22 protein-coding genes and 3 tRNA genes are annotated in these 26,464 nt (G+C 71.5%); 20 read left to right on the top strand and 5 right to left on the bottom strand.

The features are described from left to right. The first annotated feature begins 7 nt into the window (after positions 1–7). The 5 genes from H9640_RS06205 to H9640_RS06185 all read left to right on the top strand — a co-directional run bounded on the left by H9640_RS06205 (position 8) and on the right by H9640_RS06185 (position 5,805). On the top strand, positions 8–1,057 hold the full coding sequence (locus tag H9640_RS06205; protein ID WP_318243676.1) for a LacI family DNA-binding transcriptional regulator: 1,050 nt from the start codon (positions 8–10) through the stop codon (positions 1,055–1,057). 254 nt (positions 1,058–1,311) lie between these two features. Continuing rightward, a complete protein-coding gene (locus H9640_RS06200) occupies positions 1,312–2,700 on the top strand; it encodes an ABC transporter substrate-binding protein (protein WP_191789849.1) in 1,389 nt (462 codons plus the stop codon). 180 nt (positions 2,701–2,880) lie between these two features. Continuing rightward, positions 2,881–3,870: a carbohydrate ABC transporter permease gene (locus H9640_RS06195; protein ID WP_191789848.1), complete on the top strand. Its 990-nt coding sequence runs from the start codon at positions 2,881–2,883 to the stop codon at positions 3,868–3,870. Further along, positions 3,867–4,805, top strand: a complete 939-nt coding sequence (locus tag H9640_RS06190) for a carbohydrate ABC transporter permease (protein ID WP_191789847.1) — start codon at positions 3,867–3,869, stop codon at positions 4,803–4,805. The genes H9640_RS06195 and H9640_RS06190 overlap by 4 nt, the downstream gene beginning before the upstream one ends. Positions 4,806–4,911: 106 nt before the next feature. Beyond that, the gene (locus H9640_RS06185) at positions 4,912–5,805 is read left to right on the top strand and encodes an EamA family transporter (RefSeq protein ID WP_400274217.1); all 894 of its coding nucleotides are present in this window, start codon (positions 4,912–4,914) and stop codon (positions 5,803–5,805) included. Positions 5,806–5,830: 25 nt separating this feature from the next. On the opposite strand, the gene H9640_RS06180 is transcribed toward H9640_RS06185, so the two are convergent. Beyond that, positions 5,831–6,514, bottom strand: a complete 684-nt coding sequence (locus tag H9640_RS06180; RefSeq protein WP_225226800.1) for a bacterial proteasome activator family protein — start codon at positions 6,512–6,514, stop codon at positions 5,831–5,833. Positions 6,515–6,560: 46 nt separating this feature from the next. Beyond that, positions 6,561–7,538: an NAD(P)H-quinone oxidoreductase gene (locus tag H9640_RS06175; RefSeq protein ID WP_191789846.1), complete on the bottom strand. Its 978-nt coding sequence runs from the start codon at positions 7,536–7,538 to the stop codon at positions 6,561–6,563. A gap of 222 nt (positions 7,539–7,760) precedes the next feature. Between H9640_RS06175 and H9640_RS06170 the strand changes: the two genes are divergently transcribed. The 9 genes from H9640_RS06170 (at position 7,761) to H9640_RS06130 (ending at position 18,642) form a co-directional block, all read left to right on the top strand. After that, entirely contained in the window at positions 7,761–11,471 is a 3,711-nt protein-coding gene (locus H9640_RS06170) for a sensor histidine kinase (RefSeq protein WP_191789845.1), read from the top strand. A 40-nt stretch (positions 11,472–11,511) separates the two neighbouring features. Further along, positions 11,512–11,961, top strand: a complete 450-nt coding sequence (locus H9640_RS06165) for a roadblock/LC7 domain-containing protein (protein ID WP_030151141.1) — start codon at positions 11,512–11,514, stop codon at positions 11,959–11,961. Positions 11,962–11,971: 10 nt separating this feature from the next. After that, a complete protein-coding gene (locus tag H9640_RS06160; protein ID WP_030151140.1) occupies positions 11,972–12,388 on the top strand; it encodes a DUF742 domain-containing protein in 417 nt (138 codons plus the stop codon). Positions 12,389–12,779: 391 nt separating this feature from the next. Then, positions 12,780–13,325 (top strand): GTP-binding protein, encoded by a 546-nt coding sequence (locus H9640_RS06155; RefSeq protein WP_084690016.1) that lies wholly within the window; start codon positions 12,780–12,782, stop codon positions 13,323–13,325. 159 nt (positions 13,326–13,484) lie between these two features. After that, positions 13,485–13,569: transfer RNA gene (locus tag H9640_RS06150), tRNA-Ser, on the top strand. Positions 13,570–13,716: 147 nt separating this feature from the next. Continuing rightward, positions 13,717–14,988, top strand: a complete 1,272-nt coding sequence (locus H9640_RS06145; protein ID WP_318243675.1) for a threonine/serine exporter family protein — start codon at positions 13,717–13,719, stop codon at positions 14,986–14,988. Positions 14,989–15,054: 66 nt separating this feature from the next. After that, positions 15,055–15,750, top strand: a complete 696-nt coding sequence (locus H9640_RS06140; protein WP_191789843.1) for a TetR/AcrR family transcriptional regulator — start codon at positions 15,055–15,057, stop codon at positions 15,748–15,750. A 40-nt stretch (positions 15,751–15,790) separates the two neighbouring features. After that, the gene (locus H9640_RS06135; protein WP_191789842.1) at positions 15,791–18,397 is read left to right on the top strand and encodes an MMPL family transporter; all 2,607 of its coding nucleotides are present in this window, start codon (positions 15,791–15,793) and stop codon (positions 18,395–18,397) included. A 156-nt stretch (positions 18,398–18,553) separates the two neighbouring features. After that, positions 18,554–18,642: transfer RNA gene (locus H9640_RS06130), tRNA-Ser, on the top strand. Between the two features lie 153 nt (positions 18,643–18,795). Here H9640_RS06130 and H9640_RS06125 read toward each other — a convergent pair. After that, positions 18,796–20,160: an FtsX-like permease family protein gene (locus H9640_RS06125; RefSeq protein ID WP_191789841.1), complete on the bottom strand. Its 1,365-nt coding sequence runs from the start codon at positions 20,158–20,160 to the stop codon at positions 18,796–18,798. Then, positions 20,157–20,894 carry an ABC transporter ATP-binding protein gene (locus H9640_RS06120; protein ID WP_191789840.1) on the bottom strand — a complete coding sequence of 246 codons (738 nt, stop codon included), beginning with the start codon at positions 20,892–20,894 and terminating at the stop codon, positions 20,157–20,159. Before H9640_RS06120 ends, H9640_RS06125 begins: the two co-directional genes overlap by 4 nt. Before the next feature lie 175 nt (positions 20,895–21,069). Between H9640_RS06120 and H9640_RS06115 the strand changes: the two genes are divergently transcribed. After that, entirely contained in the window at positions 21,070–21,669 is a 600-nt protein-coding gene (locus H9640_RS06115; protein ID WP_191789839.1) for a TetR/AcrR family transcriptional regulator, read from the top strand. After that, positions 21,666–22,898, top strand: coding sequence for a DUF418 domain-containing protein (locus H9640_RS19600; RefSeq protein WP_191789838.1), 1,233 nt, complete (start codon positions 21,666–21,668; stop codon positions 22,896–22,898). Before H9640_RS06115 ends, H9640_RS19600 begins: the two co-directional genes overlap by 4 nt. Positions 22,899–22,914: 16 nt before the next feature. Here H9640_RS19600 and H9640_RS06105 read toward each other — a convergent pair whose 3' ends face one another. Next, complete coding sequence (locus tag H9640_RS06105; RefSeq protein ID WP_191789837.1) at positions 22,915–23,652, bottom strand: fumarylacetoacetate hydrolase family protein; 738 nt, start codon at positions 23,650–23,652, stop codon at positions 22,915–22,917. A 93-nt stretch (positions 23,653–23,745) separates the two neighbouring features. Between H9640_RS06105 and H9640_RS06100 the strand changes: the two genes are divergently transcribed. The 4 genes from H9640_RS06100 to H9640_RS06085 all read left to right on the top strand — a co-directional run bounded on the left by H9640_RS06100 (position 23,746) and on the right by H9640_RS06085 (position 26,077). Beyond that, on the top strand, positions 23,746–24,108 hold the full coding sequence (locus H9640_RS06100; RefSeq protein ID WP_191789836.1) for a KUP/HAK/KT family potassium transporter: 363 nt from the start codon (positions 23,746–23,748) through the stop codon (positions 24,106–24,108). Next, entirely contained in the window at positions 24,105–24,878 is a 774-nt protein-coding gene (locus H9640_RS06095; protein ID WP_191789835.1) for a KUP/HAK/KT family potassium transporter, read from the top strand. Before H9640_RS06100 ends, H9640_RS06095 begins: the two co-directional genes overlap by 4 nt. Before the next feature lie 202 nt (positions 24,879–25,080). Continuing rightward, positions 25,081–25,153 (top strand) — tRNA-Arg (locus H9640_RS06090). A gap of 267 nt (positions 25,154–25,420) precedes the next feature. Continuing rightward, positions 25,421–26,077 carry a 4'-phosphopantetheinyl transferase family protein gene (locus tag H9640_RS06085; RefSeq protein WP_204807178.1) on the top strand — a complete coding sequence of 219 codons (657 nt, stop codon included), beginning with the start codon at positions 25,421–25,423 and terminating at the stop codon, positions 26,075–26,077. Positions 26,078–26,464: the final 387 nt, after the last annotated feature.

Below are 26,464 nucleotides of genomic sequence, written 5' to 3'. Positions count from 1 at the left end.
CCGCGCCGTGAATCGCTTCTGCTCCGTGGACGGGGGACAATCGCTCCTCGTGGCAGGAATTGACGAGGTAGCGCAAGCGGCTGGTGTGTCGACCGCGACGGTCTCGCGTGCGCTGCGGGGGCTGCCGAACGTGTCGGCCTCGACGCGGGCACGGGTCCGCGCGGAGGCCGAGCGGCTGGGGTACGTCCCGTCGCCGTCGGCGGCGTCGCTCGCGACCGGGCGGACCCGGACGATCGGCGTGATCACGCCGTGGGTGAGCCGGTGGTTCTTCGCGAACGTCATCGAGGGTGCCGAGCGGGCGCTGCGCTCGGTGGGCTACGACGTGCTGCTCTACACGTTCGAGGTCGACGACGGGCGTCCGCGCCGCACGGTCGACCCGACGGTGCTGCGGCGCCGTGTCGACGGCACGCTCGTGGTCGGGCTGCCGCTCGAGGACGACGAGGTGGCCTCGCTCGTGGCGCTGGGGACGCCCCTGGCCTTCGTGGGCTCGGGGCCGGCGGACCAGGTGACGGTCCGCCTCGACGACGTGCGGACCGGTTCGCTGGCGACCCGTCACCTGCTGGACCTGGGGCACCGGGTCGTCGGGCACATCACGGGCCAGCCGGACCTGGTCTCGTCCTGGTCGCCGCCGGTCGAGCGCTCGACGGGGTACGAGCGCGCGCTCCGCAAGGCCGGCATCGAGCCGTCACCGGACCTGATGGTCAACGGTGGCTTCGACGTCGCGGGTGGGCGGTCCTCGACCAAGGAGCTGTTGCGTCGTCGCCCGGACGTCACGGCGATCTTCGCGGCGTCGGACGAGATGGCGATGGGCGCGATCCTCGCGGCGCGCGACCTGGGCCTGGACGTGCCGCGCGACCTGTCGGTGATCGGGGTCGACGGGCACGACCTGGGCGAGCTCGTCGGGCTGACGACGATCGGGCAGGACGCCTACCAGCAGGGGGCGGACGCGTCGATGCTGCTCATGGAGATGATCAACGGCGCCCCGGTGCCCGAGAGCCTGACCTACCCGACGCACCTGGTCCGTCGGTCGTCGACGTCGCAGCCGCGTCGCCGGTGATCGGGACCTGCTGACCCCCTTTCCGGCTTGCTGACGGGCTTTCGCAGGTCACCAGGGGTGGGAGCGCGACCACCGTGAGCGGTTGCAAGGCGTCATGAGTAACGGAATCGTTACTCGCGAACGGGCCTCCTGCGCTTGCGCAACAGCGATGTAAACGCTTGCATGGCAAGTGGGGCGGTCGAGTCGAGGACGACGGACCGCGACACCCGCGGGCCGACCGCGATGTCAGCACCACAACGCTGTGGAGGAATGTCATGACCAGAAGCACCCTGTCACCCAAGCGCCGTGCCCTCGCGGCCGTCGCCGGCGGAGCAAGCCTCGCGCTCGTGCTCACCGCCTGCGGCGGTAGCGGAGGGGGCGACGAGACGTCCGGCTCGTCCGGCGAGGCGTCCAGCATCGACTGCGCCCCCTACGAGGAGTTCGGCGACCTCGACGGCACGTCCGTCAACGTCTACACCTCGATCGTCGACCCGGAGGCGCAGACCCAGAAGGACTCCTACAAGCCGTTCGAGGACTGCACGGGCGTGACGATCGACTACGAGGGTTCCCGCGAGTTCGAGGCCCAGCTCCTCGTCCGCGTCAAGGCAGGCAACGCACCTGACATCGCCTACCTGCCGCAGCCCGGCCTCCTTCAGACGATCGTGCGGGACACCGGCACCATCGTCCCGGCGCCGGACGCGACCGTGAAGAACGTCGACGAGAACTGGGAAGCCTCCTGGAAGGACTACGGCACGGTCGACGGCGTCTTCTACGCCGCCCCGCTCGGCGCCAACGTCAAGTCGTACGTCTGGTACTCGCCCGCCGTGTTCGAGGACAGCGGCTACGAGGTCCCCGAGACGTGGGACGACCTCATGGCGCTGTCTGCCCAGTACTCCGAGGACAACGACGGGGCGCTGCCCTGGTGCGCAGGAGTCGAGTCCGGTGACGCGACGGGCTGGCCGGGCACCGACTTCGTCGAGGACATGATGCTGCGCACCGCAGGTCCGGACGTCTACGACCAGTGGTACAAGCACGAGATCCCCTTCAACGACCCCCAGGTCGTCACGGCGTTCGACGCCGCCGGCGAGGTCCTCAAGGACCCGGCCATGGTCAACGCAGGCCTCGGCGGGGTCGACTCGATCGCCACGACCCCGTGGACCGACGCGGGCTTCGGTCTGCTCGACGGGACGTGCTTCCTGCACCGCGCCGCGAACTTCTACCAGACGCAGTTCCCCGAGGGCACCGACGTGTCGAAGGACGGCGACGTCTTCGCGTTCTACCTGCCGACCAACCAGACCGACATCAAGCCCGTCGAGGTGGGCGGCGAGTTCGTCGCCGCGTTCAACGACCGCCCCGAGGTCCAGGCCTTCCAGACGTACCTGTCGAGCGCCGAGTGGGCCAACGCCAAGGCAAAGGCCACGCCCGACGGTGGGTGGGTCAGCGCCAACAAGGGGCTCGACCCGGAGAACCTCTCGACCGAGTTCGACAAGCTCTCGGCCGACATCCTCGCCGACCCGTTGACCGTCAGCCGCTTCGACGCCTCCGACCTGATGCCGGGTGCCGTGGGCGCCGGGACGTTCTGGACCGGGATCGTCAACTGGCTCACCGGGGCCAGCACCCAGGAGGTCGTCGACCAGATCGAGGCGTCCTGGCCCGCCTCCTGACCGAGCACGCCCGCAACGAGGCGTGAGGAGCCGGGGCCCGTCGTCCACGCGACGGGCCCCGGCTCAGCACGTCCCCGCAGGCGACCGAGCATCAGAGCACCACCCCGCCCGCCGGACCACGACCGCGGGTGACCGAACCGCCCCAGCCCGCCGACGCCGTCGGGCAGACCGGAGGCCCTCATGGACTTCTTCACCACACCGGAGACCACCGCCGAGAAGCTCGGCCTGATGGTCTTCGCGATGCTCCTCTTCGTCGTCGTGATGGGAGGCCTGCTCTTCGCCGTCGACAAGCCCAAACGCGTCCCGCGCTGGGTCGTCGTGCTGTGCTTCCTCGGGCCCGCCGTCCTCCTGGTGATCTTCGGCCTCGTCTACCCCGGGATCCTGACCATCCTCTCGTCGTTCAAGAACAAGACCGGGGCCGAGTGGGTCGGCCTCGACAACTACGTCACAGCGTTCACGACCGACCAGTTCCAGATCGTGCTGCGCAACACCGCGGTCTGGGTCATCCTCGTGCCCATCGTCTCGACGTTCATCGGCCTCGTGTACGCGGTGCTCGTCGACCGCACCCGGTTCGAGAAGGTCGCCAAGGGCCTGATCTTCCTGCCCATGGCCATCTCCATGGTGGGCGCCTCGATCATCTGGAAGTTCGTCTACGAGTACCGCCCCGACCAGGCGAACATCCAGCAGACCGGCCTGCTCAACCAGCTCCTCGTGTGGATCGGCATCCCCCCGCAGCAGTTCCTCATCAACCAGCCGACCAACACGCTGTTCCTCATCGTCGTCATGATCTGGATCCAGACCGGGTTCGCGATGACGATCCTGTCGGCCGCGATCAAGGCCATCCCCGACGACATCGTCGAGGCCGCGCGTCTCGACGGGCTCCACGGCATCGGGATGTTCCGCTACATCACCGTGCCCAGCATCCGACCCGCGCTCGTCGTCGTCGTCACGACCATCGCCATGGGCACCCTCAAGGTCTTCGACATCGTCCGGACCATGACGGGCGGCCAGTTCGGGACGTCGGTCGTGGCGAACGAGTTCTACACGCAGAGCTTCCGCCAGTCCAACGAAGGGCTGGGAGCCGCGCTCGCGGTCATCCTGTTCGTCCTCGTCATCCCGATCGTGGTCTACAACGTCCGCCAGCTCCGCCTCTCCGAGGAGGTCCGATGACCGCCGTCCCGCCCACGCTGCCTGCTTCCGTCGACGCGGAGGCGTCGAAGGACATCCAGCGCGTCGGCAAGCTCTCGCGCGCCGAACGACGGGCGATCGCCGTCAAGGGCAGGCTCAGCTCCCCGTGGGCGTCGGGCCTCGCGATCGTCATCGCGATCCTGTGGACGATCCCGTCGGTCGGCCTCCTCGTCACGTCGTTCCGGCCCGCACTCGACATCCGCCGCTCCGGCTGGTGGACCACGCTGAGCGCCCCCCAGTTCACGCTCGACAACTACAACGACGTCCTCTTCGGGTCCGCCGACCTCGCGTCGTTCTTCGTCAACTCGATCGTCATCACGCTCCCGGCGGTCGTCATCCCCATCTCGATCGCGCTCCTCGCCGCCTACGCGTTCGCGTGGATCGACTTCAAGGGGCGCAACCTGCTGTTCGTCGCGGTGTTCGCGCTGCAGATCGTGCCCATCCAGATCACGCTCATCCCGCTCCTGTCGGCCTACGTCGACGCCGACATCAACGGCACGTTCTGGACCGTGTGGCTGTCCCACTCGATCTTCGCGCTGCCCCTCGCGATCTTCCTCCTGCACAACTTCATGAAGGAGATCCCCTCGTCCCTCATCGAGGCCGCGCGCATGGACGGCGCGGGACACGTCAAGATCTTCTTCCAGGTCCTCATGCCGCTGCTCGTCCCGGCCATCGCGTCGTTCGCGATCTTCCAGTTCCTGTGGGTGTGGAACGACCTCCTCGTCGGCCTCACGTTCGCCAACCAGGACTCGCGCCCGCTGACCGTCGCGGTCGCCGACCTCGCCGGGACGCGCGGCAACGCCTGGCACCTGCTCACCGCCGGAGCGTTCGTGTCGATGATCGTGCCGCTCATCGTGTTCCTGGCGCTCCAGCGGTACTTCGTGCGAGGCCTCCTGGCTGGTTCCGTCAAGGGGTGAGGTACTTGCTCGCCCGACTGCTGTGGGCCCCCCTCCCGGGTGCCGTCGTGGCTCACGGGGGTGCTGGTGCGTGAGGGGACTCCTGGCGCCGACGTAGGGTCGTCTCGTGTCTTCGCGTCCCGGTCGTGCCCTCGGCAACGTGGCGGGCCGCATCCCGCCGCCCGCCCTCTTCGTCGTCTCGGGGCTGACCCAGTACCTGGGGGCCGCGATCGCGGTCGGGCTGTTCGCCGTCGTCGGGGCGCCCGAGGTCGCCTGGCTGCGCATCGTCGTCGCGGCCCTCCTGCTGCTCGCCTGGCGACGCCCGTGGCGGCAGCGCTGGACCTGGCGCACGCTCGCGTGGGCCGCGGTGTTCGGTGTGGCGCTCGCCGCGATGAACGTGACGTTCTACGTCGCGATCGACCACCTGCCGCTCGGGTCGGCGGTCGCGATCGAGTTCATCGGCCCGGTGGCCGTCGCGGCGATCACCGGCCGTGGCTGGCGCGAGCGGGGCGGGATCGCGGTCGCCGCGGTCGGCGTGGTCCTGCTCGCGGGGGTCACGCTCACGTCCGACCTCCCGCACGAGGACGTCGTGATCGGGCTCGTCGCGATCGGCATCGCGGCCGCGTGCTGGGCCGCGTACATCCTGCTCGGGCGCCGCGTCGCGCTGGCCGGGTCGGGGGTCACGTCGCTCTCCGTGGCGATGACCGCGGGGGCGCTGGTGTTCGCCCCGTTCCTCGCGCCGTCGTCGGGCGCCGTGCTCGAGGACTGGCAGCTGCTGCTCGCCGTCGTCGGGATCGCGGTGTGCTCGTCGGTCGTGCCCTACGTGCTCGAACAGCTCATCCTGCGGCGCGTCAGCGCGGCGACGTTCTCGGTGCTGCTCGCGATGCTGCCGGCGACCGCGGTGGTGATCGGCGCCGTCGTGCTCCAGCAGTTCCCTTCCTGGCTCGAGCTCGTCGGACTGCTGCTCGTCTCCGGGGCCATCGCCATGACCGCGCAGCGGACCGACCCGCCGCCCGCATAGCGCGCGCACCCGCTCCGAGAGGTCCCTACAGGTACTGCCCGGGCGAGGGGCGGCCGTCGTCCCCCTCGCGTCGCACGCCGGGCGGTGCAGGCTGCGCGGGGTGGCCCGGCATGCCGGGGACGGGGATCGCTCCCGGCGGCAGGGCCCGACGGATCTGCGAGAGCTGCGCCTGCGCGGCCATCTGCTGCGCCACGAGGGCGGTCTGGATGCCGTGGAACAGCCCCTCGAGCCACCCCACGAGCTGCGCCTGCGCGACGCGCAGCTCGGCGTCGGACGGCACCGTGTCGTCCGTGAAGGGCAACGAGATGCGGTGCAGCTCCGCGACGAGCTCGGGGGACAGGCCCTCCTCGAGCTCCTTGAGCGACCGTTCGTGGATCTCGGCGAGCCGGCTGCGGGCCGCCTCGTCGAGCGGCGCGTCCCGGACCTCCTCGAGCAGCCTCTTGATCATGCCGCCGATGCGCATGACCTTGGCCGGCTCCTCGACGGCCGCGCCCGGGTCGCGGTCCTCGTCCGTCGCTCCCACCGCTCCCTCGCGCGAGGCCTCGTCGTCCGACCCGTCGGGCGCGACCTCCGTCCCGTCGGGGGAGATGACCGTGTAGCCGCGCCCGCTCCCGGAGCCGGTGTCCGCACCCCGCTCGCGCCCCCGATCCGGGGGAGCGGGCTGCTCGGACCGTTCGGGGGACAGGTCGCCTCGCGCGTCGTCGCTCATGCACCCAGTCTGTCCCGAACGGCGGCCGAGCGCGACGGCCCGGCGCTCACGGCACCAGCAGGACCTTGCCGAACACCTCGCCCGACTCCATGAGGCGGTGAGCGTCGGCCGCCGCGTCGAGCGGCAGCCTCGCGTGGACCACGGGGCGCACCCGCCCCTGCTCGACCAGGGGCCACGCGTGCGTCAGCACGTCACGGACCAGCCGGGCCTTCTCCTCGGCGGGCCGGGCGCGCAGGGTCGTCCCGGCGACCGTCGCGCGCTTGGCGAGCAGCATGCCCAGGTCGAGCTCCCCGCGGCGCCCCTTCTGCATCCCGATCACGACCAGCCGCCCGCCCGTGGCGAGCGCGCGGAGGTTGTCGGTCAGGTACGCCGCCCCGACGACGTCGAGCACCACGTCCGCACCGGCGCCGCCCGAGGCCTCGCGCACCGCGGCGACGAAGTCCTGGGTCCGGTGGTCGACGGCGACGTCGGCACCGAGCGTGAGGCAGCGGGCGACGCGCTCGGGTCCGCCAGCGGTCGTGACCACCCGCGCTCCGAGCGCGGCACCGATCTGCGTCGCGACCGAGCCGACCCCGCCCGACCCGCCGTGCACGAGCAGCACGTTGCCCCGGGCGAGGCGCCCCACGTCGACCAGGTTGCTCCACGCGGTGCACACGGCCTCGGGGAGCGCGGCGCCGTCGACGAGCGAGACGCCGCCCGGCAGAGGGAGCACCTGGGACGCCCGGACGCAGACCTTCTCCGCGTAGCCGCCGCCGTCGAGCAGCGCGACGACCTCGTCGCCGACGTCCCATCCTGTGAGACGCGACCCGACGGCCGAAATCACCCCAGATACCTCGAGACCCGGCCATACCGGCGCACCCGCTGGCGGGGGGTACTTTCCGGCACGTTGTAGCAGGTCAGCAGGGTTCACGCCACTCGAGACGACGTCGATCAGCACCTCGTCCGGACCCGGGACGGGGTCAGGGAGGTAGGACACGGTGAGTTCCCCTGGGCCACCCGGGGCGGCTATCGTGACGGCTCGCACACGAAAGACACTACGGCCTCGTCGACGAGGGCGGGTGTCGGGCCTCGTCGGAATCCTCCACGAAGCCTCCGGCTTGCCCTGGATGACCGGATTAGGTCCCTGGGGCAAGTGCACCGATAGTTAGTACGCACGTCTGGCGAGTGGGGGATGGTCGCAGCCGACCGGACCTCACGACGATCCGCTGGTCACAGGGTATGGAGAGAGGTTCGTATGCTCCGCAGGTTGAGCGTTCGCGGGAAGATCCTTGCGGCACTCGCGCTGCCTGTCTTCGTCCTGTTCCTGGCCGCAACGGTCTTCTCGGTTCAGGCGATCAACGAGGCGCGCGTGGCCAACCAGACCGTCGCCCTGGTGGAGGCCTTCGCCTCCCAGGACGTCGCCGGCAAGGCCGTCGCCGCCGAGCGCGCCGCAGAGATCCAGCGGGCCCGGGGGGTCGAGAACGCCGACGCGCTGGTCGAGGAGGCGCGCGCCGAGACCGACAAGGCGCTCGACCGACGTGACCGGATGTACGGCGACGTCACCATGTCCATGCTGGACCCCCGCGTGACCCGGGCCGTCGACGCGACCGTCAAGGACCGCGCCGAGCTGGACGCGCTCCGCAAGAAGATCGACAACCAGACGATCCAGGAGCTCGGCTTCACGTCGTCCTACAACACGCTGATCGACGACGCGCTCGACGTCCCCCGCGTGCTGGCCGACACCGCGCAGGACCGTGGCCTGGCCCAGGTCCTCGACGCGTACGTCGCGTCGAACGTGCTCATGAGCCAGGTCGCGCTCGAGCTCCCGGTCGTCTCGTTCCTCTTCCAGGACATCGCCAACGCCGTCCCGAACATCGACGACGACTCCCAGCGCGCCGCCCGACTCGTCAGCGAGGGCGAGACGAAGGCGGCGGCCGCCCGCAAGGCGGTGCGCGAGCTGCGCACCGGGCTCGCGATCCCCTCCCCGCTCGGCTCCTACGTCAACCTGCGAAACTCGCTCGCGGCCAACGGCGCCAAGGGTGTGACGAACAAGGAGGACTGGGCCACCGCCTCGACCAACGACCTCGCGAACATCACCCCGGTCCGTGACGAGGTCCGCAAGGAGGCCGGCGAGACGGCGTCGGACATCGCGGCCGCGGCCGTGACCCGAGCCGTGCTGACCATCCTCGTGACCCTCGTCGCGTTCGCCGCCAGCATCCTCGTGGCCGGTGCCATCGCCCGCCAGATCGTGAACCCGCTGCGCCGACTCACGAGCGCGGCCCAGGACGTCCGGGACCAGCTCCCGCGCATGGTCGAGCAGGTCTCGGTGCCGGGCCAGGGCCCGGGCATCAACATCCAGCCCATCACGGTCGAGTCGAGCGACGAGGTCGGTCAGCTCGCGAACGCGTTCAACGACGTGAACTCCACGACGATCCAGGTGGCCCGCGAGCAGGCGGCGCTGCGTGGGTCGATCGCCGAGATGTTCGTCAACGTGGCCCGTCGCGACCAGGTGCTGCTCAACCGCCAGCTGGCGTTCCTCGACGACCTCGAGCGCTCCGAGGAAGACGCGAACACGCTGTCGAACCTCTTCCGCCTCGACCACCTCGCGACCCGTATGCGCCGCAACGCCGAGTCGCTCCTCGTGCTCGCGGGCATCGACTCGGGCCGTCGCGTCCGTCAGCCCATGCCTGCCTCCGACGTCATCCGTACGGCGTCGTCCGAGATCGAGCTGTACGACCGCGTCCGGCTGAACCTCGTCGTCGACCCGCTGATGCTGGGGCACAACGCGCTCAACGCGGCGCACCTCATCGCAGAGCTCCTCGAGAACGCGACGATGTTCTCCGAGCCGCACACGCCGGTCGAGGTCAGCACCGCGCGCGACGAGCGGTTCGTCAAGATCATCATCCGCGACCACGGCCTGGGCATGACGCCCGAGGAGATCACCGAGGCGAACCGCAAGGTCAACGCGCACGCCGCCTCGGACGTCGTGGGGTCGCAGCGACTGGGCCTGTACGTGGTCGGGCGCATCTCCGACCGCCTCGGCGCGAGGGTCACGTTCGAGCGCGCCCCCGAGGGTGCGGGCACCCTCGTCACGGTCAGCTTCCCCAACGTCCTCTTCGTGCCGGACTCGAACGTCCCGCTGCCGATGCCGACCGACCCGCTGGACAACCGCACGCAGGTCGCCGCGAACCAGCTCTCCGCCCCTCCCGCGCAGCCGTCGGCCCCCGTCTACTCGGGCCCGGCCACGACCGCGACCCCGCAGATCGACCAGGACGCGCCCGTCGCGATCCCGGTCGACCTCGCGGCCCTGACCGACGGCGCGACCTCGACGGGCATGCCTCGGCGCCGCTCGCGCGGCATGGACCCTGCCGGGTCCGCGCCGAGCGCCTCGTTCGTCCCCGGCCCGCAGACCGGCTCGATCGTGCTGCCGCCGCTCGCGACGCCGTCGCTCCCGCTCGACCTGCCGGCCTCGCCCGAGGCCTGGTCCCCACCCGAGGGCGTGGCCTCGTCGGGTTCCTCGCTCCCGAGCAGGGCCCGCGCCGCGAGCCCCGCGGAGACCACCGGCGTCATGCCGCCCCTGCAGCCGCAGTCCGCCGAGATCCCCGTGCTCGACGTGAGCACGCGCTCGGCCATGTTCTCGAGCTTCCGCGCCCTCGGCGCGGCCGACCCCACGACGTCCGAGCAGCAGGCCGTCGAGCTCGACGCCGCACCGGACGTGTCGGCGACCGACATCTCCGTCCCGGACTTCGTGCCCGACGACGGCACGTGGGCCCCGCAGTTCGCGATCGAGCCGCTCGCACCGAGCGAGGCTTCCGCGACGGTCACGGAGGACCCTGCGGCCGCTGTGTCCGACGTGAGCGAGCCGCAGGCCGCGCAGGCCCCGGCGGTCGCGCTCCCGCAGCGCTCGGCCCCGACCGCGCAGCCGACGCAGGACGAGGTGCCGGTCGCGCACGTCGACACGTACCGACCCCCGGTCGGGCAGCCGGTCCAGCAGTACCAGGACCAGCAGCAGGTCGCGCCCCAGCCGCTCCAGGAGCAGCACCACGAGGCCCCGGCCGCCCTCCAGGTCGCGCCGCAGCAGCCCGCGACCCAGCAGCAGCCCGCGACCCAGCAGCAGCCCGCGACCCAGCAGCAGCCCGCGACCCAGCAGCCTGCGCCCCCGGCGCGGGAGGAGATCCCCGAGGAGCTGTCCTTCGAGGCGCTCCCCAAGTTCGAGGACCTCATGGCCGACCTGCCGACGCGCAGGTCGCTGCGGGAGAGCCAGGCACGCAAGCGCGGCATCTTCAACCGTCGCCCGCGCACGGGGGCCATGCCCGTCGTGACCCCGTCGGCCGCGGCGCTCGCGTCGCAGCCGGCCGGTGCTGCGCCGCTCACGCAGGCCGCACCGGTGCAGCAGCCGTCCGCCTACCAGCCGCCCGCTCCGTCGCCGCAGCAGGCGCCGGTCGCGTACCAGCAGCCCGCTGCGCCGACTGCGTTCGCCCCGCCGCGTGCGCAGGCGCCGGCGTCGCCGGCAGGTGAGTCTTCTGGCGCCCCGGCAGGTTCGACGCCGCTCGTGCGTCGCCCGGCACCGGAGCCCATCGAGCCTCTCGAGGCCGGCTACGTGTCGGACTCCGTCGAGGCTCGCTCGGACTGGATCGCCTCCGCGGTCCTCTACGAGGAGATGTCGACGCTGCTGCGCAACGGCCCGGAGGTCCAGGGCAAGGCGTACGCCGAGTCCGCGGGGACGTACAGCCCCCAGGAGCGCTCGGACGTGACGAGCTCGGGCCTGACGCGTCGGGCCCGGACCGTGAACCGCGAGGAGTACGTCGACCGGTTCACGGCAAAGATCGATCGCGACCCGGAGCAGCTGCGGGCACGACTCGCAGCCTTCCAGTCGGCGACCGCACGGGGACGGGTCGAGGCCGACGACGAGACAAGTTCGACGGAACGTGCCTCGCACGGCAATGATGTCCCCGACTCAGCGCCGCAGTCGCGGTGACGTACAGCTCGCCGTCTGTGGCAACTGACAAGGAGGAAGTGTGAACGCGCTCAGCACCGAAGCAACCAATTTCGGGTGGTTGCTCGACAACTTCGTGCGGACCGTCCCGGGAAGCCGGCACACGCTGGTGGTGTCGGCCGACGGCCTGCTCATGGCGATGTCCGACCAGCTCGACCGCACGAGCGGAGACCAGCTCGCGGCGATCGTGTCCGGGATGTCGAGCCTGACCCGCGGTGCGGCCCGCCAGCTCAACGGGGGCAACGTCCGCCAGTCGATCGTCGAGATGGACAACGGCTTCCTCTTCCTCATGAACGTCTCGAACGGGTCCGTGCTCGGGGTCGTCGCCGAGTCCACGTGCGACATCGGCCTGATCGGCTACGAGATGGCCCTCCTCGTCTCCCGCACCGAGGCGACGTTGACGCCTCAGCTCATCTCGGAGATGCGCGGTAGCCTGCCCGTTGACGGAGCAACCCGAGCCCCGGTGGGATGAGGACAGGTCGATGACGAACGCACCTTTTGGCAGCTTGGGAGCGCACAGCTCGGACTCGTACGAGGCCGCGACGGTCCGTCCGTACGCGGTGACCGGCGGACGTGTCCGTTCGGCCACCTCGGACCTCCCGCTCGAGGCGCTGGTCGAGGTGATGCCGGGTGCTGTGAACAGCTACGGCCTGCCTCCTGAGAAGCGTGCGATCCTCCAGCACGCCGCGCACAACTACGTGTCGATCGCCGAGCTCTCGGCACTCCTGCGGATGCCCCTGGGCGTCACCCGCATCCTGGTCGCCGACCTCGCCGAGGAGAACTACCTCACGGTGCACACGTCGACCCCGCTCAACGTCCACACCGGCCACGGCAGCAGCAACTCGGGACTGTCCCTGAGTATCTTGGAGAGTGTTCTCAATGGCATTTCCACCCTCTGACGGTGCTGTCGGCCAGCCGCAGGCTGCTGGTGGCACCGGTCTGATCACGGGCGCCCCCGGGTCGTCGGCACCCGCCGCCGGCGGCGCGTCGGGGCCTTCGTGGTCTCCCGTCTCGGCCCCGGCGGCTGCAGCGCCGGCCCCGGCCGCCTCGGCCCCGTCCGCAGGGTCGCCGACGTCGGCTCCGGTCCGCCAGAGCGTCCTCGGCGGTCAGCCCGGCAGCACGCCGGCGCCGGCCCCGCAGGCTCCGGCTCCCGTCGCCACGCAGCAGGCGCCGACGGTCCACCAGACCCCGCCCGTGCAGCAGCAGGCGAGCCCGGCCCCGACGGCACCGCAGCCGGTCGCCCCGGCCGCGACGCCCGCCCCGCAGGCGGCACGCACGGCGCCGACGGTCGTGAAGATCGTCGTCGCGGGCGGGTTCGCCGTCGGCAAGACCACCTTCATCGGCTCCATCTCGGACATCGAGCCGCTCAACACCGAGGCCGCGATGACGGAGCACTCGGTGGGCGTCGACGACGCGGGTGGTGTGAGCGACCGCAAGATGACGACGACGGTCGCCATGGACTTCGGTCGCATCGAGCTGCCGGGGTCGCTCTGGCTCTATCTGTTCGGCACCCCGGGGCAGGACCGCTTCCTGTTCATGTGGGACGACCTCGTGCGTGGCGCGATCGGTGCCGTGGTGCTCGTGGACACCGACCGCCTGGAGCAGTGCTTCCCCGCGATCGACTACTTCGAGTCGCGTGGCATCCCGTTCGTCGTGGGCGTGAACTGCTTCGACGGCGTGGCCAAGCACAAGCTCGAGGACGTGCGCGAGGCGCTGCAGATCCCGGCTCACGTCCCGATGCTGTACACGGACGCCCGTTCGCGCGCGGCGACCAAGCAGACGCTGATCTCGCTCGTGCAGCTCGCGATGCGTCAGCTGCGTTCGGGCGCTGCCTGACATCCTCGACGACGATCCCAGATCGTCGCGCGACGCCCCACCGCACGACGGCGGGCCACCCCTGCGGGTGACCCGCCGTCGTCGTGCACGCGGCCTCTCGGGGAGGCACAGGGGCGCCCGAGCGCCCCGACGTGCCAGAATGTGCGTCGGAGCATCCCAGGAGGGCTGACAGAGCGGCCTAATGTGACGGTCTTGAAAACCGTTGTTGCGCAAGCAACCGGGGGTTCGAATCCCTCGCCCTCCGCCTGCCGAGAGGCCCCGGACCGGTGCGGTCCGGGGCCTCTCGCCATCTCTCCAGGACGCTGACCCGCGGCCGGGGAGCGTGGACCGGACCGTCTCACCGCACCGGCCCATGAGTGCACGCGCGCGCCGGACGGGCGATCATGTCGGGGTGACAGCACACGCGACCGACGAACCAGGCCTGGGCCCGAGCGAGCTGGTCCGGCAGTCGGGGACGGTCCTGAGGGTCGGCCACCTCGCACTCTCGGCCGGGACCGGCAGCTACCGCGTGAAGTCCCACATGACGCGCGTGGGCCGGGCGCTGGGCCTCGACCGCACCGCAGCGCACGTGACGCTCACCGAGATCACCGCGACGTCCTACCGGGACCGCAACTTCCGCACCGAGGTCGCCGAGGTCCGGGCGGTCGGCATCAACTCCGACCGGCTGTCCGAGCTCGAGGCCTACGTCGGCGACCTGCCGGAGCAGGTCACGGCTGCGGAGGTCGACGCGGAGCTCGAGCGGATCGCTGCCAAGCCGTTGCTCTACGGCGCGTTCCTCAACGCCTTGTGGGCCGCGATCGCCTGTGCGGCGTTCGCGTTCCTCAACAACGGCGGGGTCATCGAGTGCGGTGCCGTGTTCGTCGGGGCGTTCTTCGGTCAGATGGTGCGTCGAGCCATGCTGCACAAGGGCATCAACCAGTTCGGCACCACGATGCTCGCAGCGACGGTCGCCGCGACGGCCTACCTGCTGATCGTGCTCGTCTTCGAGAACCTGATGGGGGTCGCGGGGGGCCACGAGGCGGGCTACGTGTCCGCGGTCCTGTTCCTCGTCCCGGGGTTCGCCCTGGTGACCGCCGCGCTCGACCTCGCCAAGCTCGACTTCTCCGCGGGCATCGCCCGCATGACGTACGCCCTGATGATCCTGGCGTCGGCCGCCCTCGCGGTGTGGGCGATCTCCGCGATCGCAGGGCTCCAGCCCGACAGGCTCCCTCCGCCGGCCCTGGACGAGACGCTGTTCGTGGCGCTGCGCGCGCTCGCGAGCTTCGCGGGCGTGCTCGGCTTCGCGCTGATGTTCAACAGCCCGTGGAAGATGGCCGTGGGAGCGGCGTCGATCGGCATGGTCGCGAACGTGGCGCGCCTCGAGCTCATCGACGCGGGCTTCGCGTCGCAGGCCGCGGCGGCGGCGACCGCGCTCATCGTCGGGGTCCTCGCCGCCTACATCGCGCCGGCCATGAAGGTGCCGCGCATCACGATGTCGGTGCCCGCGGTCGTCATCATGGTGCCGGGCGTCACGGCCTACCGCGCTGTCTACGAGTTCAACAGCGGTGCCACGCTCGACGCCCTGGCGTCGACCGTCGAGGCCGGGCTGGTGATCGTCGCGCTCGCGATCGGCCTCGCGGTCGCCCGCATGCTGACGGACAAGAACTGGACGTTCGAGCGGTAGGCGTACGCAGCGGGGGCCTGACCAGGCTTGTTGCACCGAGTGCATCGATGCACTTAGCGTAGGGACATGTCCCTGCCTGTCGTCGATCGTCGTGCTGCGCTCAAGGCCCGCCACCGGCGGGCCATCGTCGACGCCGCCGCGGCGCTCATCGGTGAGTCGGGCGGGACGAGGTTCTCGGTGGACGAGCTCGCGGAGCGCGCCGACGTCTCGCGGCGCACGGTCTTCAACCACTTCGCGTCGCTCGACGACGTGGTGACCGAGGTCTGCAGCGAGGTCGTCGGCGCAGCGCTCGACCGGCTCGACGCGATCGCGTCGGACCAGCAGGTCGGGCGGAACCAGCAGCGCCAGCGGGACCAGCAGGCCGGCCCCCCGTACGACGTCACGCTCTTCGACGAGGTCGCGGACGCCCTGCGCTCGACCGACTTCGTGACTCCGTTGGTCTATCTGACCCGCGTGCTGGGCGACGAGGGCGGCCCCTCGCCGCGGCGTGCCTACACCCTCATCAAGGTCTTCGCCGACGTGAGCATGCGCCTCACGGCCGCCCTGGCCGCGAGCCACCCCGACGCCGACCCGTTCGACGTCGAGCTCCTCGTCGGCTCGCTCATGAGCGGGCTGATCGTGGTCTACCTCCGCTGGGTCGACGTGACGGGGGCGGTCGACGACCCGACCTCGCGCGAGGCCTGGACAGTCCTGCTCGAACGGCTCCTCGACGCGACCCGGACCGGCCACGAGCCGGTCGCCTCGTCACGCCGCACCCGCTGACCCACCCATCCGCGTACTCGCGCGCAACCGAAGGACTCTCATGGCTGAATTTCTCTACCGCGTCGGCCGCTGGTCGGCGCGCCGCGCGAAGACGGTGATCGTCGCGTGGCTCGCGATCCTCGTCGCGGCCGGCGTGGCGTTCGCGCTCGGCGCGGGCACGCTCGCGACGACCTTCTCGATCCCCGGCACTCCCACGGCCGAGGTGACCGACCGCCTGCAGAGCGACTTCCCTGACGCGTCGGGCGGGACAGGGACCGTGGTCGTCCAGTCGGCCGACGGTGAGGCGCTCACCAGCGCGCAGCAGGACGAGATCGCCGGGCTGGTCGCCGAGGCCTCCGAGGTCGACGGCGTGACCGCGGTCATGGACCCGTTCGTGACCGAGGCGGACCGCGCCGCGCAGCAGCAGCAGGTCGAGGACGGACGCGCCCAGGTCGAGGGCGGGCGGACGCAGCTCGAGGCCGGTCAGGCCCAGCTCGACGCGGGTCGTGCGCAGCTCGAGGCCGGTCAGGCCCAGCTCGACGCCGCCCGCGCCCAGGCCGAGGCCGCGGGCATGCTCGCGCAGGCTCAGCCGCAGCTCGACGCGCAGCAGGCCCAGCTCGACGCGGGGCTCGCGGCGCTCGACGCGCAGCAGACGACGCTCGACGACGGTACGAGCCAGCTCGAGGAGCAGAGCGCCCAGCTCGAGCAGGGGGCGACGCTGCTCGACATGGCCTCCGAGATCCGCATGGTCTCCGAGGACGGCACGACCGCGATCGTCATGATCTCGTTCACGGACCCGCAGATGGAGGTCCCGCAGGAGACCAAGGACGAGCTCGTCGGCATCTTCGACGACGCCCCCGCGGACCTCACCGTGAACCTCTCGGCCGACATGACCATGGGGGCCCCGAGCATCATCGGTGCCGGAGAGATCGTGGGCCTGCTGGTCGCCGCGGTGGTCCTCGTCGTCATGCTCGGCACGCTCATCGGCGCCGGTCTGCCGATCCTCACCGCCCTGATCGGCGTGGGCATCGGTGCGCTCGGAGCACTGTCGCTGTCCGGGGTCGTCGAGATGGCGTCCGTGACGCCCGTGCTCGGGCTCATGCTCGGCCTGGCGGTCGGGATCGACTACTCGCTCTTCATCGTCAACAGGCACCGCCGTCAGCTCAAGGCGGGCGACGACCTGCACGAGTCGATCGCGCTGGCGAACGGGACGTCGGGCAACGCGGTCGTGTTCGCGGGCACCACGGTGCTCGTCGCGCTGCTCGCGCTCAACGTCACGGGCATCCCGTTCCTGGGCCTCATGGGCACTGTCGGTGCGGCCTGCATCGCGATCGCGGTGCTCATCGCCGTGACCCTCACGCCGGCGTTGCTCGGCCTCGTGGGTGAGCGGATCCTCAGCAAGAAGGAGCGCGCGCGACTCGGCGGCCCGGCGAACGGTGCGACGGGTACCCACGGCGCACAGGACGCCCAGGCTGTCGCCCCTGCGCCCGCCGAGGTCCGTCCCATGTCGACCGGCTGGGCCGTCGTGCGCGTCGTCGTCGGGATCGCGGCGCTGCTGCTCGTGGCGCTGCCCGCGCTCGACCTGCGTCTCAACCTGCCGGACGGCTCGACCGAGCCGCACGACTCGACGCAGTACCAGGCGTACTCGACGCTCGCGGAGAAGTTCGGCGAGGGCCAGAACGGGACGCTGCTCGTGGTCGCGGACCTGCCCGCGTCCGAGGCCGGGACCGAGGCAGGTTCCATGACGGCCCAGGTGGAGATCGCCCAGACCCTCTTCGACCAGGACGACGTCGTGGCGGTCGCGCCCATCGGCACGTCCGAGGACGGTACGGTCGCGGCGTTCCAGGTGGTGCCCGCCGAGGGTCCCACGAGCGAGTCGACCGAGGAGCTCGTGCACACGCTGCGCGACATGTCGCCCATCGACGGGACGTACGAGATCGGGGTCGCCGGCTCGGCGAGCGGCAACGTCGACATCTCGGAGAAGCTCGCGTCCGCGCTGCCGGTCTACCTCGCGGTCGTGGTCGGCCTGTCGCTGATCATCCTGGTGCTGGTGTTCCGGTCGATCTTCGTCCCGGTCATCGCGACGCTCGGGTTCATCCTGTCGTACTTCGCCGCCCTCGGCGGCGTCGTCGCGATCTACCAGTGGGGCTGGCTGGGCGGCGTGTTCGGCGTCGAGAGCCCCGGCCCGATCCTGAACTTCCTGCCGACCATCCTGGTGGGCATCCTGTTCGGGCTCGCGATGGACTACATGCTCTTCCTCGGGTCGGGCATGCGTGAGGCGTACGCGCACGGTGCTCCCGCGCGCATCGCGGTCGTGCAGGGCGTCCGGGCCGGTCGCTCGGTCGTGACGGCCGCGGCGATCATCATGATCGCGGTGTTCGGAGGCTTCATCTTCTCGCACAGCGCGATGATCCGGCCGATCGGCTTCGCGCTCGCGTTCGGCGTGCTCGTCGACGCGTTCGTGATCCGGATGATGGTCGTGCCCGCGCTCATGCATCTCGCGGGGGACAAGGCGTGGTGGCTGCCGCGCTGGCTCGACAAGATCCTGCCCGACGTCGACGTGGAGGGGGCGTCGCTCGAGCGGCGCCACCCGCACGTGGTCGCCGGCGTCTCGGGGGCCGCTCCCGAGGGCGACCTCGACAAGGACGCCGCGGGCGTCCGAGGCTGACCTCCTGGAGCCGCCCTCCTCACCACGAGGGGGGCGGCTCCAGCAGTCCTGGGGCGGCCGTCGCGGCACCGGGACGCGCCCGTCGGCACCCCTGTTTTGCTCCGCAGCGCTCCGAGAAGGTAGCCTTGCGACGCTCGGTGCCTAGCATCCGAGCATGGAGACGTCGCATAGTCAGGTCTAGTGCGCCACCCTGCTAAGGTGGTAACGGGGCAACCCGTTCGAGGGTTCAAATCCCTCCGTCTCCGCTCAGGAAGGTCCCGGCTGCGTCAGGCCCGGGGCCTTTTCTGTTGCCCCGGAAGAGTGCGCCGAGTCGGCGCCCCCCACCGCTCGTCCCGCACGCCGCGGCCCGACGGCGGGACGTGAGCTCCGCCGTCGGGTCGCCGTGGGCGTGGCGAACCTCAGGCCGCCATGGCCGAGCGGACCACGAACCGTGACGCGGCCGCCCCGGCGAGCACGAGCGCCGAGGCCCCCGCGACGCACGCCAGGAACTGCAGCACCACGTCGACGTTCGCGAACGTGTTGAGCCCGAGGACGGGCACCATGAACAGGAGCGAGGCGACGGTCGCGAGGCCCACGCTCGCTGCCAGCGGGATGACGGTCTCGCGGAACCGCGCCTTGTCGAGGGTCTTGAGGTCGGTGCCCGCGAGGGTCAGCGCGCGATACTCGCCCCGCTGGTCGATCACGCGTCCGGCCTGCATGACCCCCGTCGAGACAGCAGCCAGGACGCCCGCGATCGCGAGGGTCAGGAAGCCGCCCGTGACCAGGTCGCCCACGAACTGGACCTCTTCGGGGTCGGCGCCCATGCTCGGGTCGAACAGCGCGAAGATGCTCGTGATCCCGGCGATGAAGGTCGCGAGGGCGACGCCGCCGACCGACCGCCACGCCGTCTTGGGCGAGTCGACGATGCGACGGCCCGCGAGGAGCGTCGGCACCCTCTTCGCGCTGCGCGCGGTGATCCGCCCGACGACCCAGATGACGAACGGACCGACGACGTTGAGCGTCGCGAACCCGGCCACGAGCACGAGGGTGAGGATCGCGATCGTGACCCCTGCCCCGCCGAACGAGACGTTCGTGACGACGAGCATCGCGACGAAGGCGACCGCGATCGAGAGCAGCCGCACGGCCTTCATGCCCGGAGGGGTCACGCGGGCCGCGACGCCCAGGGGGGTGATCGCCACCCGACGCAGCGAGACCGCGGCCGAGACCAGCGCGACGAGCACGACGCCCACGACCGCGAGAAGCAGTGCCGGGACGCCGACCCACAGCTCGGCGAGGCCGAACGTCCGCCCCTGGAAGCGCAGCTGTGCGACCAGGGGCAGCAGCGCCGCGTAGCCCACGAGCCCTGCCAGGGCGCCCACGAGGGCCTGCGCGGCCGCGTCGAGCACCGTGAGGGTCGCGACCTGCCCGGTCGTCGCCCCGGCCAGGCGCAGCGACGCCAGACGGGCGTCCCGACGGGCCACGGCGAGGCGCGCCGCGGCCCCGCCCAGCGTGACGAGCGGGATGAGCAGCAGGAGGGACGCGATGGCCGCGAAGATCGGGTACTGGCTGTCGTAGGAGCTCGCCCCTGCCTCGGGCCCGGCCGACATGCCCTCGATCCCGCCAGCGCGCTCCACGAACGCCCCCACGCCGCCGACGACGACGAGCAGGATCGCGGTCGTCGCGGCGAACGCGATGATCGCCAGGACGTTGGTCAGCCCCTGGGGGTCGCGGCTGTCGGAGCTGCGGCGGCGCAGGAGCCACCACAGGTCGAGGGTGGCCTTCATCGGGCCGCTCCCTGCGTGGGGGTGGCGTGGAACTCGCCCGAGATGCGGCCGTCGCGCATCGTGACCGTGCGCGAGCAGTAGCGGGCCACGCCCGCGTCGTGCGTGACGATCACGAGCGCCGCGCCCGACGCCTGGACCGCGGACGTGAGGACCGACAGGACCTCGGCGCCCGTGCCCTGGTCGAGCGCGCCCGTCGGCTCGTCGGCGAACACGACGCCGGGGGACCCGACGAGGGCCCGTGCGATCGCGACACGCTGCGCCTGCCCGCCCGAGAGCTCGCCCGGGCGGCGCTGCTCCATGCCCGCCAGGCCCAGGTGCGCGAGCCACGACGCCGCGACCTGCGTCGCCTCGGTGCGCGGCGTTCCCGCGAGCATGAGCGGCAGGGCGGCGTTCTCGACCGCGGGGAGCTCGGGCAGGAGCTGGCCCGACTGGAACACGAAGCCGAAGTCCTGGCGGCGCAGGGCCGTGCGACGGCCCTCGCTCAGGGTCGTCAGGTCCTCGCCGCGCCAGGACACCGTGCCCGACGTGGGCTTGATGATGCCCGCCAGGCAGTGCAGGAGCGTCGTCTTGCCCGAGCCCGAGGGGCCCATGATGGCGACGGACTCGCCGGGGGAGACGGTCAGGGAGACGCCCGCGAGGGCGTGCGTGGCGGTGTGGTCGGTGCCGTAGACCTTCGTCAGCCCGGAGGCGACGAGAGGCGAGCCGGTCGAGGGGGCAGGGCCGAGGTTCGTCATGCCCCCATCCTTCGCGGGGGACAGGGCCTGCCGCGTCCGGCCACGGTGTGGACCTGCCCGACGGCGGGTCATGCCCTGGGGGGACCGGTGGCCGTCCTCGCGGTGTACGGGGCTTGCCCCGCCCGAGAGCGTTCTGTATCGTTGAGTGAGTGCTCAGTCAAAGAAAGGTGGGATCATGAGGACGGTCGACGAGGAGCAGCGTGCCGCTCGCCGGGCAGCGCTGCTCGACGCGGCGGAGACCTGCTTCGCCGGGCGCGGCTACGACGCGACCCGTACGGCCGACATCTGCGCGGGAGCGGGCATGAGCGCAGGCAACCTCTTCCACTACTTCCCGACCAAGCACGACGTGCTGCTCGCCGTCGTCGACCGGGACGCCGAGCGCACCGCGACCGGCGTGAGCGAGCTCGCCCACGCCGACGATCCCTGGGAGGCGTTGCTCGCGCTCCTCGACGAGGTCTGCCGACTGGCCTCCGACCCCGTCGCCGCCGGGCTCGCGCTCGAGATCTCCGCGCTCGCCCACCGCGACGAGGACGTGCAGCAGCGGATGCAGGCCGGCGACCGCGCCTTCCGCGCGGCCCTCGCCGCACTGCTGGCTGCTGGGGTCCGGACCGGTCAGGTCTCGAGGACGCTGTCCGTCGAGGAAGGTGCGACCTGGCTCGCGGCACTGGTCGACGGCGTCTTCGCGCGCGTCGCCGCAGACCCCGGTTTCGACGCAGGCTCGCAGAGCACCACGCTGCGGCGCGTGGCGACGGCGCTCCTGGCGGGCGAGTCGTGAGTGCGGGGCAGGGGGCGCGAGGTGCGGCGGGACGCGCACCTGCGGCAGCGGGAACGACGGGCCGAGGGCGCCGGCTCGCCGACGTCGACGCGCTGCGCGCCTTCGCGCTCCTCGGGATCCTCGTGGTCAACGTGTGGGCGTTCGCGGACCCCTACTACGCGACGGCGAGCGGGAACCCTGCGTTCGACGGCCCGGTCGACCACGCGGTGCGGTTCGTGGTCGCCGCCCTGTTCGAGACCAAGTTCTACCTGCTCTTCTCGTTCCTCTTCGGCTACTCGTTCACGCTCCAGATGGCCTCGGCCGAGCGGGACGGCGTCTCGTTCGTGGGGCGGATGCTCCGGCGGGTCCTGGGGCTCGCCGTCCTGGGGGCGGTGCACGGCGTCGCGCTCTACTCCGGCGAGATCCTCGTGGTCTACGCGGGGCTCGCCCTCGTGCTCCTGGTGGCCAGGAACATGACCCCGCGTCGAGCCGTGGTCCTCGGGAGCGCGCTGCTCGCGGCCGTGGCGGTCCTGTGGGTCGGGCTCGGTGTGCTCCAGCTCGCCGCGGGCTACGCGGCGGCTCCTCCGGGGGCGGGGGCCGGCGAGGCCCTCGCGAAGGCGACGGCTTTCGGGGGCGACGCGGGGGAGGCGTTCGCTTTCACCGCGGGGCACCGCCCGGAGGTCGTGGCGGCGATCGTCCTCCTCCAGGGCCCGAGCGCGCTCGCGATGTTCTTCTTCGGGTTCGCCGCCGGCCGGCACGAGCTGTTTGCCCGCGCGCTGCCACGTGCCGCGGTGCGGTGGTCGCTGGGACTCGGTCTGACGGTCGGGCTGGCGGGCGGGACCTTCTACGCCTGGACCGTGGTTCGCGCACCAGGAGGAGGGCTCGAGACGCTCGCGTTCGGCGTCGGGCAGCTCACCGCCCCCTTCCTGACCGCCGCGTACGTCGTCGGATGCCTCGCGCTGTTCCGGCGCTCGCCGCGCGTCCGAGACTCGATCGCGCCGGCCGGACGCATGGCGCTCACGGGCTACGTCGGCCAGTCGGCCGTGCTCGCGCTCGTCTTCACGGGCTACGGCCTGGGGCTCGTGGACCAGGTCGCGCCGGCCGTGGTGCTCGGGCTCGTGGCGGTCGCCTTCTCGGCCCAGCTCGTCCTGAGCCGGTGGTGGCTCGGACGGCACGTGTACGGGCCGCTCGAGTGGGCGCTGCGGTGGGTCACGAACGGGCGACGCCCGGGGGGGGGGGCGTCGCGCTGAGCCCCCGGCGGCCAGGTCAGACGATCGGGTTCGTGAGCGTCCCGACGCCCTCGATCGTGATGGAGGAGGTCTGGCCGGGCACGACGTGCGCCGACGTGCTCGGCGACCCCGTGAGCACCACGTCGCCCGGGCCGAGGGTCAGGTGCGACGTCAGGTAGACGAGCTGCTCGACGACGTCCCACGCCAGGCCCGACGTCGACGCCTCGGCCTGCGTGACGCCGTCGACCTGGACCTCGATCGCGAGGTCTCCCGGGGTCGCGAGGCCCGTCTCGATCCACGGGCCGAGCGGCGTGAAGCCGTCGCCGTTCTTGGACTGCGTGAACTTGTCGTCGAACGCGCTCTGCTCGTACGCCGTCACGTCGTTGCCCACGGTCCAGCCGAGGATCACGCCGGGAACCTGCTCGGGCGTCAGATGGCGGGCCGTGCGGCCGACGACGATCGCGAGCTCGCCCTCGACCACGACCCTGCCGGCGGCCGGGTCGAGCCGCACGGGCTCGCCCGGTCCGATCACGGTGCGTGCCGACTTGGTGAACGCCTGCGGCGGGACGGCCCGGTCCGCGGGGCCGCTGTTGTGCGCCATGCCGAGCACGACACGCGGCTCGCACGGCGCGAGGAGGCGTGCGCCGTCCACAGGGTGGGTCTCGCCCGTGCGCTCGAGGACCGGGGCGTAGTGGTCCACGACGACGGCCCAGAGGTCGCCGTCCTGCACGACGGGCCGAGGGCCTGTGGGGGTGTCGATCCGAGCGAGTCTCACGGTGGGTTCCTCCGTCTGCGGGCCATCGGTCCGCGGGCGCTCGCCCGCGGGTGTCGGCGCGGTCGTGCCGGCTGAGGCGAGAGTACAGGAGGTATGACGTCCGATGTGATCGCCTGGCCGCCCCGCCCCCGCGGCGTGACACTGGGGAGACCGGGGGCTCGCGGACGGGCGCCCAGCGACGCGCGGCGAGGAGGGGTCATCTCACGCACTGCGGACGATGCGGCGGGACGCGGTGGGGCGCCCGGGGCCCTCGCCCTCGTCGGCGCGCTGGGCGTCGTCTTCGGGGACATCGGCACCAGCCCGCTGTGCGCCGCGACAGCCGTCGTCGCGACCGCTCAGGGCGCCGGGGCACAGATCGACCGGACGTTCGTCTACGGCATGACCTCGACCGTCCTGTGGTCCTTGACCCTCGTCGTCAGCATCCTCTACGCGCCTCCGCGTACGGCATCGCCGTGACGCTGACCATCTCGATCACCACGGTCGTCTACCTCGCCCACGGCTGGACGTCCCGACGGCGCCTCACCGGCAGCGTCGTCGTCGCCGGCTCGATCCTCCTGGTGGTCCTCGTCCTCCTCGCCGCGAACCTCGCCAAGGTCGGCTCCGGCGGCTGCCTCCCCCTGACGATCGGTGCCCTCGTGTTCGTCGTGATGACGACCTGGTGGACGGGCCAGCGGCACGTCAGCCGCGGGCGCCTCGCGCTCGAGACCACCGTCCAGCGCGTCGAGGACGTCCTCGAGGCCCACGGCTCGGTGACCAGGACCCGAGGGACCGCGATCTTCCTCAGCAGGCACAGCGGTGTCGTGCCGCTCGCGCTGCGCTCCATGGTCGAGCAGAACCACGCGCTCCAGCGCCACGTCCTGCTCGTGAGCTGGGCGACGACCGACCGGCCCGTCGTCCCGGCCCCCGAGAGGTACCGCGTGGCCGCTGCCGGGGACGAGGGGGTCGTCGAGATCGTCGCGACGTACGGCTTCCGAGAGCGACCACGGGTCGTGCGGCTCCTCGGCCAGGTCCAGCGCGACGCCCCCGATGCCATGCACGGCATCAACCTCGGGACCGCGACCTACTTCGTGTCGCTGTCCGTGCCACGGCTCAGCCCGCGGTCCAGGATGCCGCGATGGGCACAACGACTCTTCCTCGGCCTGTACCGGATCGTGCCCGACCCCGTCGAGACGCTCGACCTGCCCCGCGAGCGGACCATCGTGCTCGGCCGGGACGTGCCGCTCTAGGCGAGGCCGCGCCTCGTGCGGCGGGAGCGGCGGGATTCCGCGGTTGCTCCGCGGTTCGTCGCGCCGTCGTGGCGGGTCGCAACGCGGCCGTCGTGGTGTCGTGCGTCACGAAGTGGCTGGTCAGGCCGTATCGGTTTGAGTATCCAGCGATTCTCGTTGTAGTCTTCTCGACGGCTGCTCAAGAGAAATCACGAACAGCCGGGCGCCCGTAGCTCAACGGATAGAGCATCTGACTACGGATCAGAAGGTTGGGGGTTCGAATCCCTCCGGGCGCACAGAACACGAAGGCCAGGAACCGCAAGGTTCCTGGCCTTCGTGCTCTCTGCTGCCTGGTATCCCTCACGCTTCCCGCCGTGGACGAGGCGACCGCGGGTCGGAGGACGGCACTCCGGCGCCGCCTCGGGTGGGACGGGCGCCAACGACGCCGCCGCGACTGGCAGTATGCGGCCCATGCCTGTGCGCCACGCCGACGCGACCTTTCGCCCATGCGGGTACCTCGTAGTGCGGTCGCGGACCTCCGTCTCATGACTGGTCTCGTGACCATGAGGCGTCTTCTGCCGCCGACCGTCGCGGTGCACGAGTCGTCATGCGACCTCGACGTCCCGCTGTTCGACGACGAGCAGAGCGCGATCGCCGATGCGGTCGAGGAGCGCCGCAGGGAGTTCGTCAGCGGGCGCGCCTGCGCCCGCCGCGCCATGGCAGAGCTCGACGAGTCCGTCGTCCCGGTCCCGTGCGGCCCTCAGGGGGAGCCCGTGTGGTCGCACGGCCTCGTCGGGAGCATCACCCACTGCCGGGGCTACCGCGCAGCGGCCGTCGCCCGGGTGGCGGACGTCATCGCCCTGGGTATCGACGCCGAACCGCACGAACGGCTTCCAGACGGCGTGCTCGATCTGGTCGCCCTCCCCGACGAGGCCGCGCAGATCCAGGTGCTGCGGCGAGATGTGCCAGCGATCCACTGGGACCGGCTTCTCTTCTGTGCCAAGGAAGCGGTCTACAAGGGGTGGTTTCCTGTCGGACGGATACCGCTCGGCTTCGCCGGCGCGAGCGTCGTGCTGCGGACGGACGGCACGTTCTCCGCGCAGGTCCTGGCTCCGCAGGCGTCCCTCGGTGCTCTCGCTGGTGGCCTGGCGGGTCGTTGGTCGGTCGGTGACGGCTATGTAGCGGCGGCGGTCGCGATGCCGTCCCCCACAGCGATCTAGGATCCTCACCGCTCACGAGTCCGCGCCGGTCACGCTCCGTCGGCGGCACGTCGGCGGCACGTCGGTGGCAGGCGACGCGGTCTCGGGTTCCGACCGCGTCCCGCCGGCTCGCAAGCCTGCCTCGGGGCGTCGGTCTCCCTCGCGGGTCGGCCCTCCGGGAAGGGTGGCCCAATACAGGTCGGCCGCGGGACCCTGGGTCGGCGTCGATCCGTGTGGGCCACCCAGGCCGGCGGTCCGGATGGCCGTCGACACGAGGGACCTGGCGAGCGGCTTCTGGATCGTCGGCATGCCGGGCTCGGCCCACCCTTTCGAACCTACGCACTGTCGGGAAGGAGGGCCCGGGCATGCATTGTTATGGCACATTCGTACTCTTAAAAGGCAACGGAG

The sequence above is a fragment of the Oerskovia gallyi genome (genome assembly GCF_014836745.1).
In the GTDB taxonomy this organism is placed as follows: domain Bacteria; phylum Actinomycetota; class Actinomycetes; order Actinomycetales; family Cellulomonadaceae; genus Oerskovia; species Oerskovia paurometabola.
Note: the sequence above shows the minus strand (reverse complement) of the source record. Positions and strands in the feature narration are given on the sequence as shown.

Bases quoted from the DNA above. Each gene is read 5' to 3' on its own strand.
- H9640_RS06200 (WP_191789849.1), top strand. From the start codon at position 1,312: ATGACCAGAAGCACCCTGTCACCCAAGCGCCGTGCCCTCGCGGCCGTC.
- H9640_RS06195 (WP_191789848.1), top strand. From the start codon at position 2,881: ATGGACTTCTTCACCACACCGGAGACCACCGCCGAGAAGCTCGGCCTG.
- H9640_RS06190 (WP_191789847.1), top strand. From the start codon at position 3,867: ATGACCGCCGTCCCGCCCACGCTGCCTGCTTCCGTCGACGCGGAGGCG.
- H9640_RS06180 (WP_225226800.1), bottom strand. From the start codon at position 6,514: ATGAGCGACGACGCGCGAGGCGACCTGTCCCCCGAACGGTCCGAGCAG.
- H9640_RS06160 (WP_030151140.1), top strand. From the start codon at position 11,972: ATGACGAACGCACCTTTTGGCAGCTTGGGAGCGCACAGCTCGGACTCG.
- H9640_RS06140 (WP_191789843.1), top strand. From the start codon at position 15,055: ATGTCCCTGCCTGTCGTCGATCGTCGTGCTGCGCTCAAGGCCCGCCAC.
- H9640_RS06135 (WP_191789842.1), top strand. From the start codon at position 15,791: ATGGCTGAATTTCTCTACCGCGTCGGCCGCTGGTCGGCGCGCCGCGCG.
- H9640_RS06125 (WP_191789841.1), bottom strand. From the start codon at position 20,160: ATGAAGGCCACCCTCGACCTGTGGTGGCTCCTGCGCCGCCGCAGCTCC.
- H9640_RS06120 (WP_191789840.1), bottom strand. From the start codon at position 20,894: ATGACGAACCTCGGCCCTGCCCCCTCGACCGGCTCGCCTCTCGTCGCC.
- H9640_RS06115 (WP_191789839.1), top strand. From the start codon at position 21,070: ATGAGGACGGTCGACGAGGAGCAGCGTGCCGCTCGCCGGGCAGCGCTG.
- H9640_RS06100 (WP_191789836.1), top strand. From the start codon at position 23,746: ATGACGTCCGATGTGATCGCCTGGCCGCCCCGCCCCCGCGGCGTGACA.
- H9640_RS06085 (WP_204807178.1), top strand. From the start codon at position 25,421: ATGAGGCGTCTTCTGCCGCCGACCGTCGCGGTGCACGAGTCGTCATGC.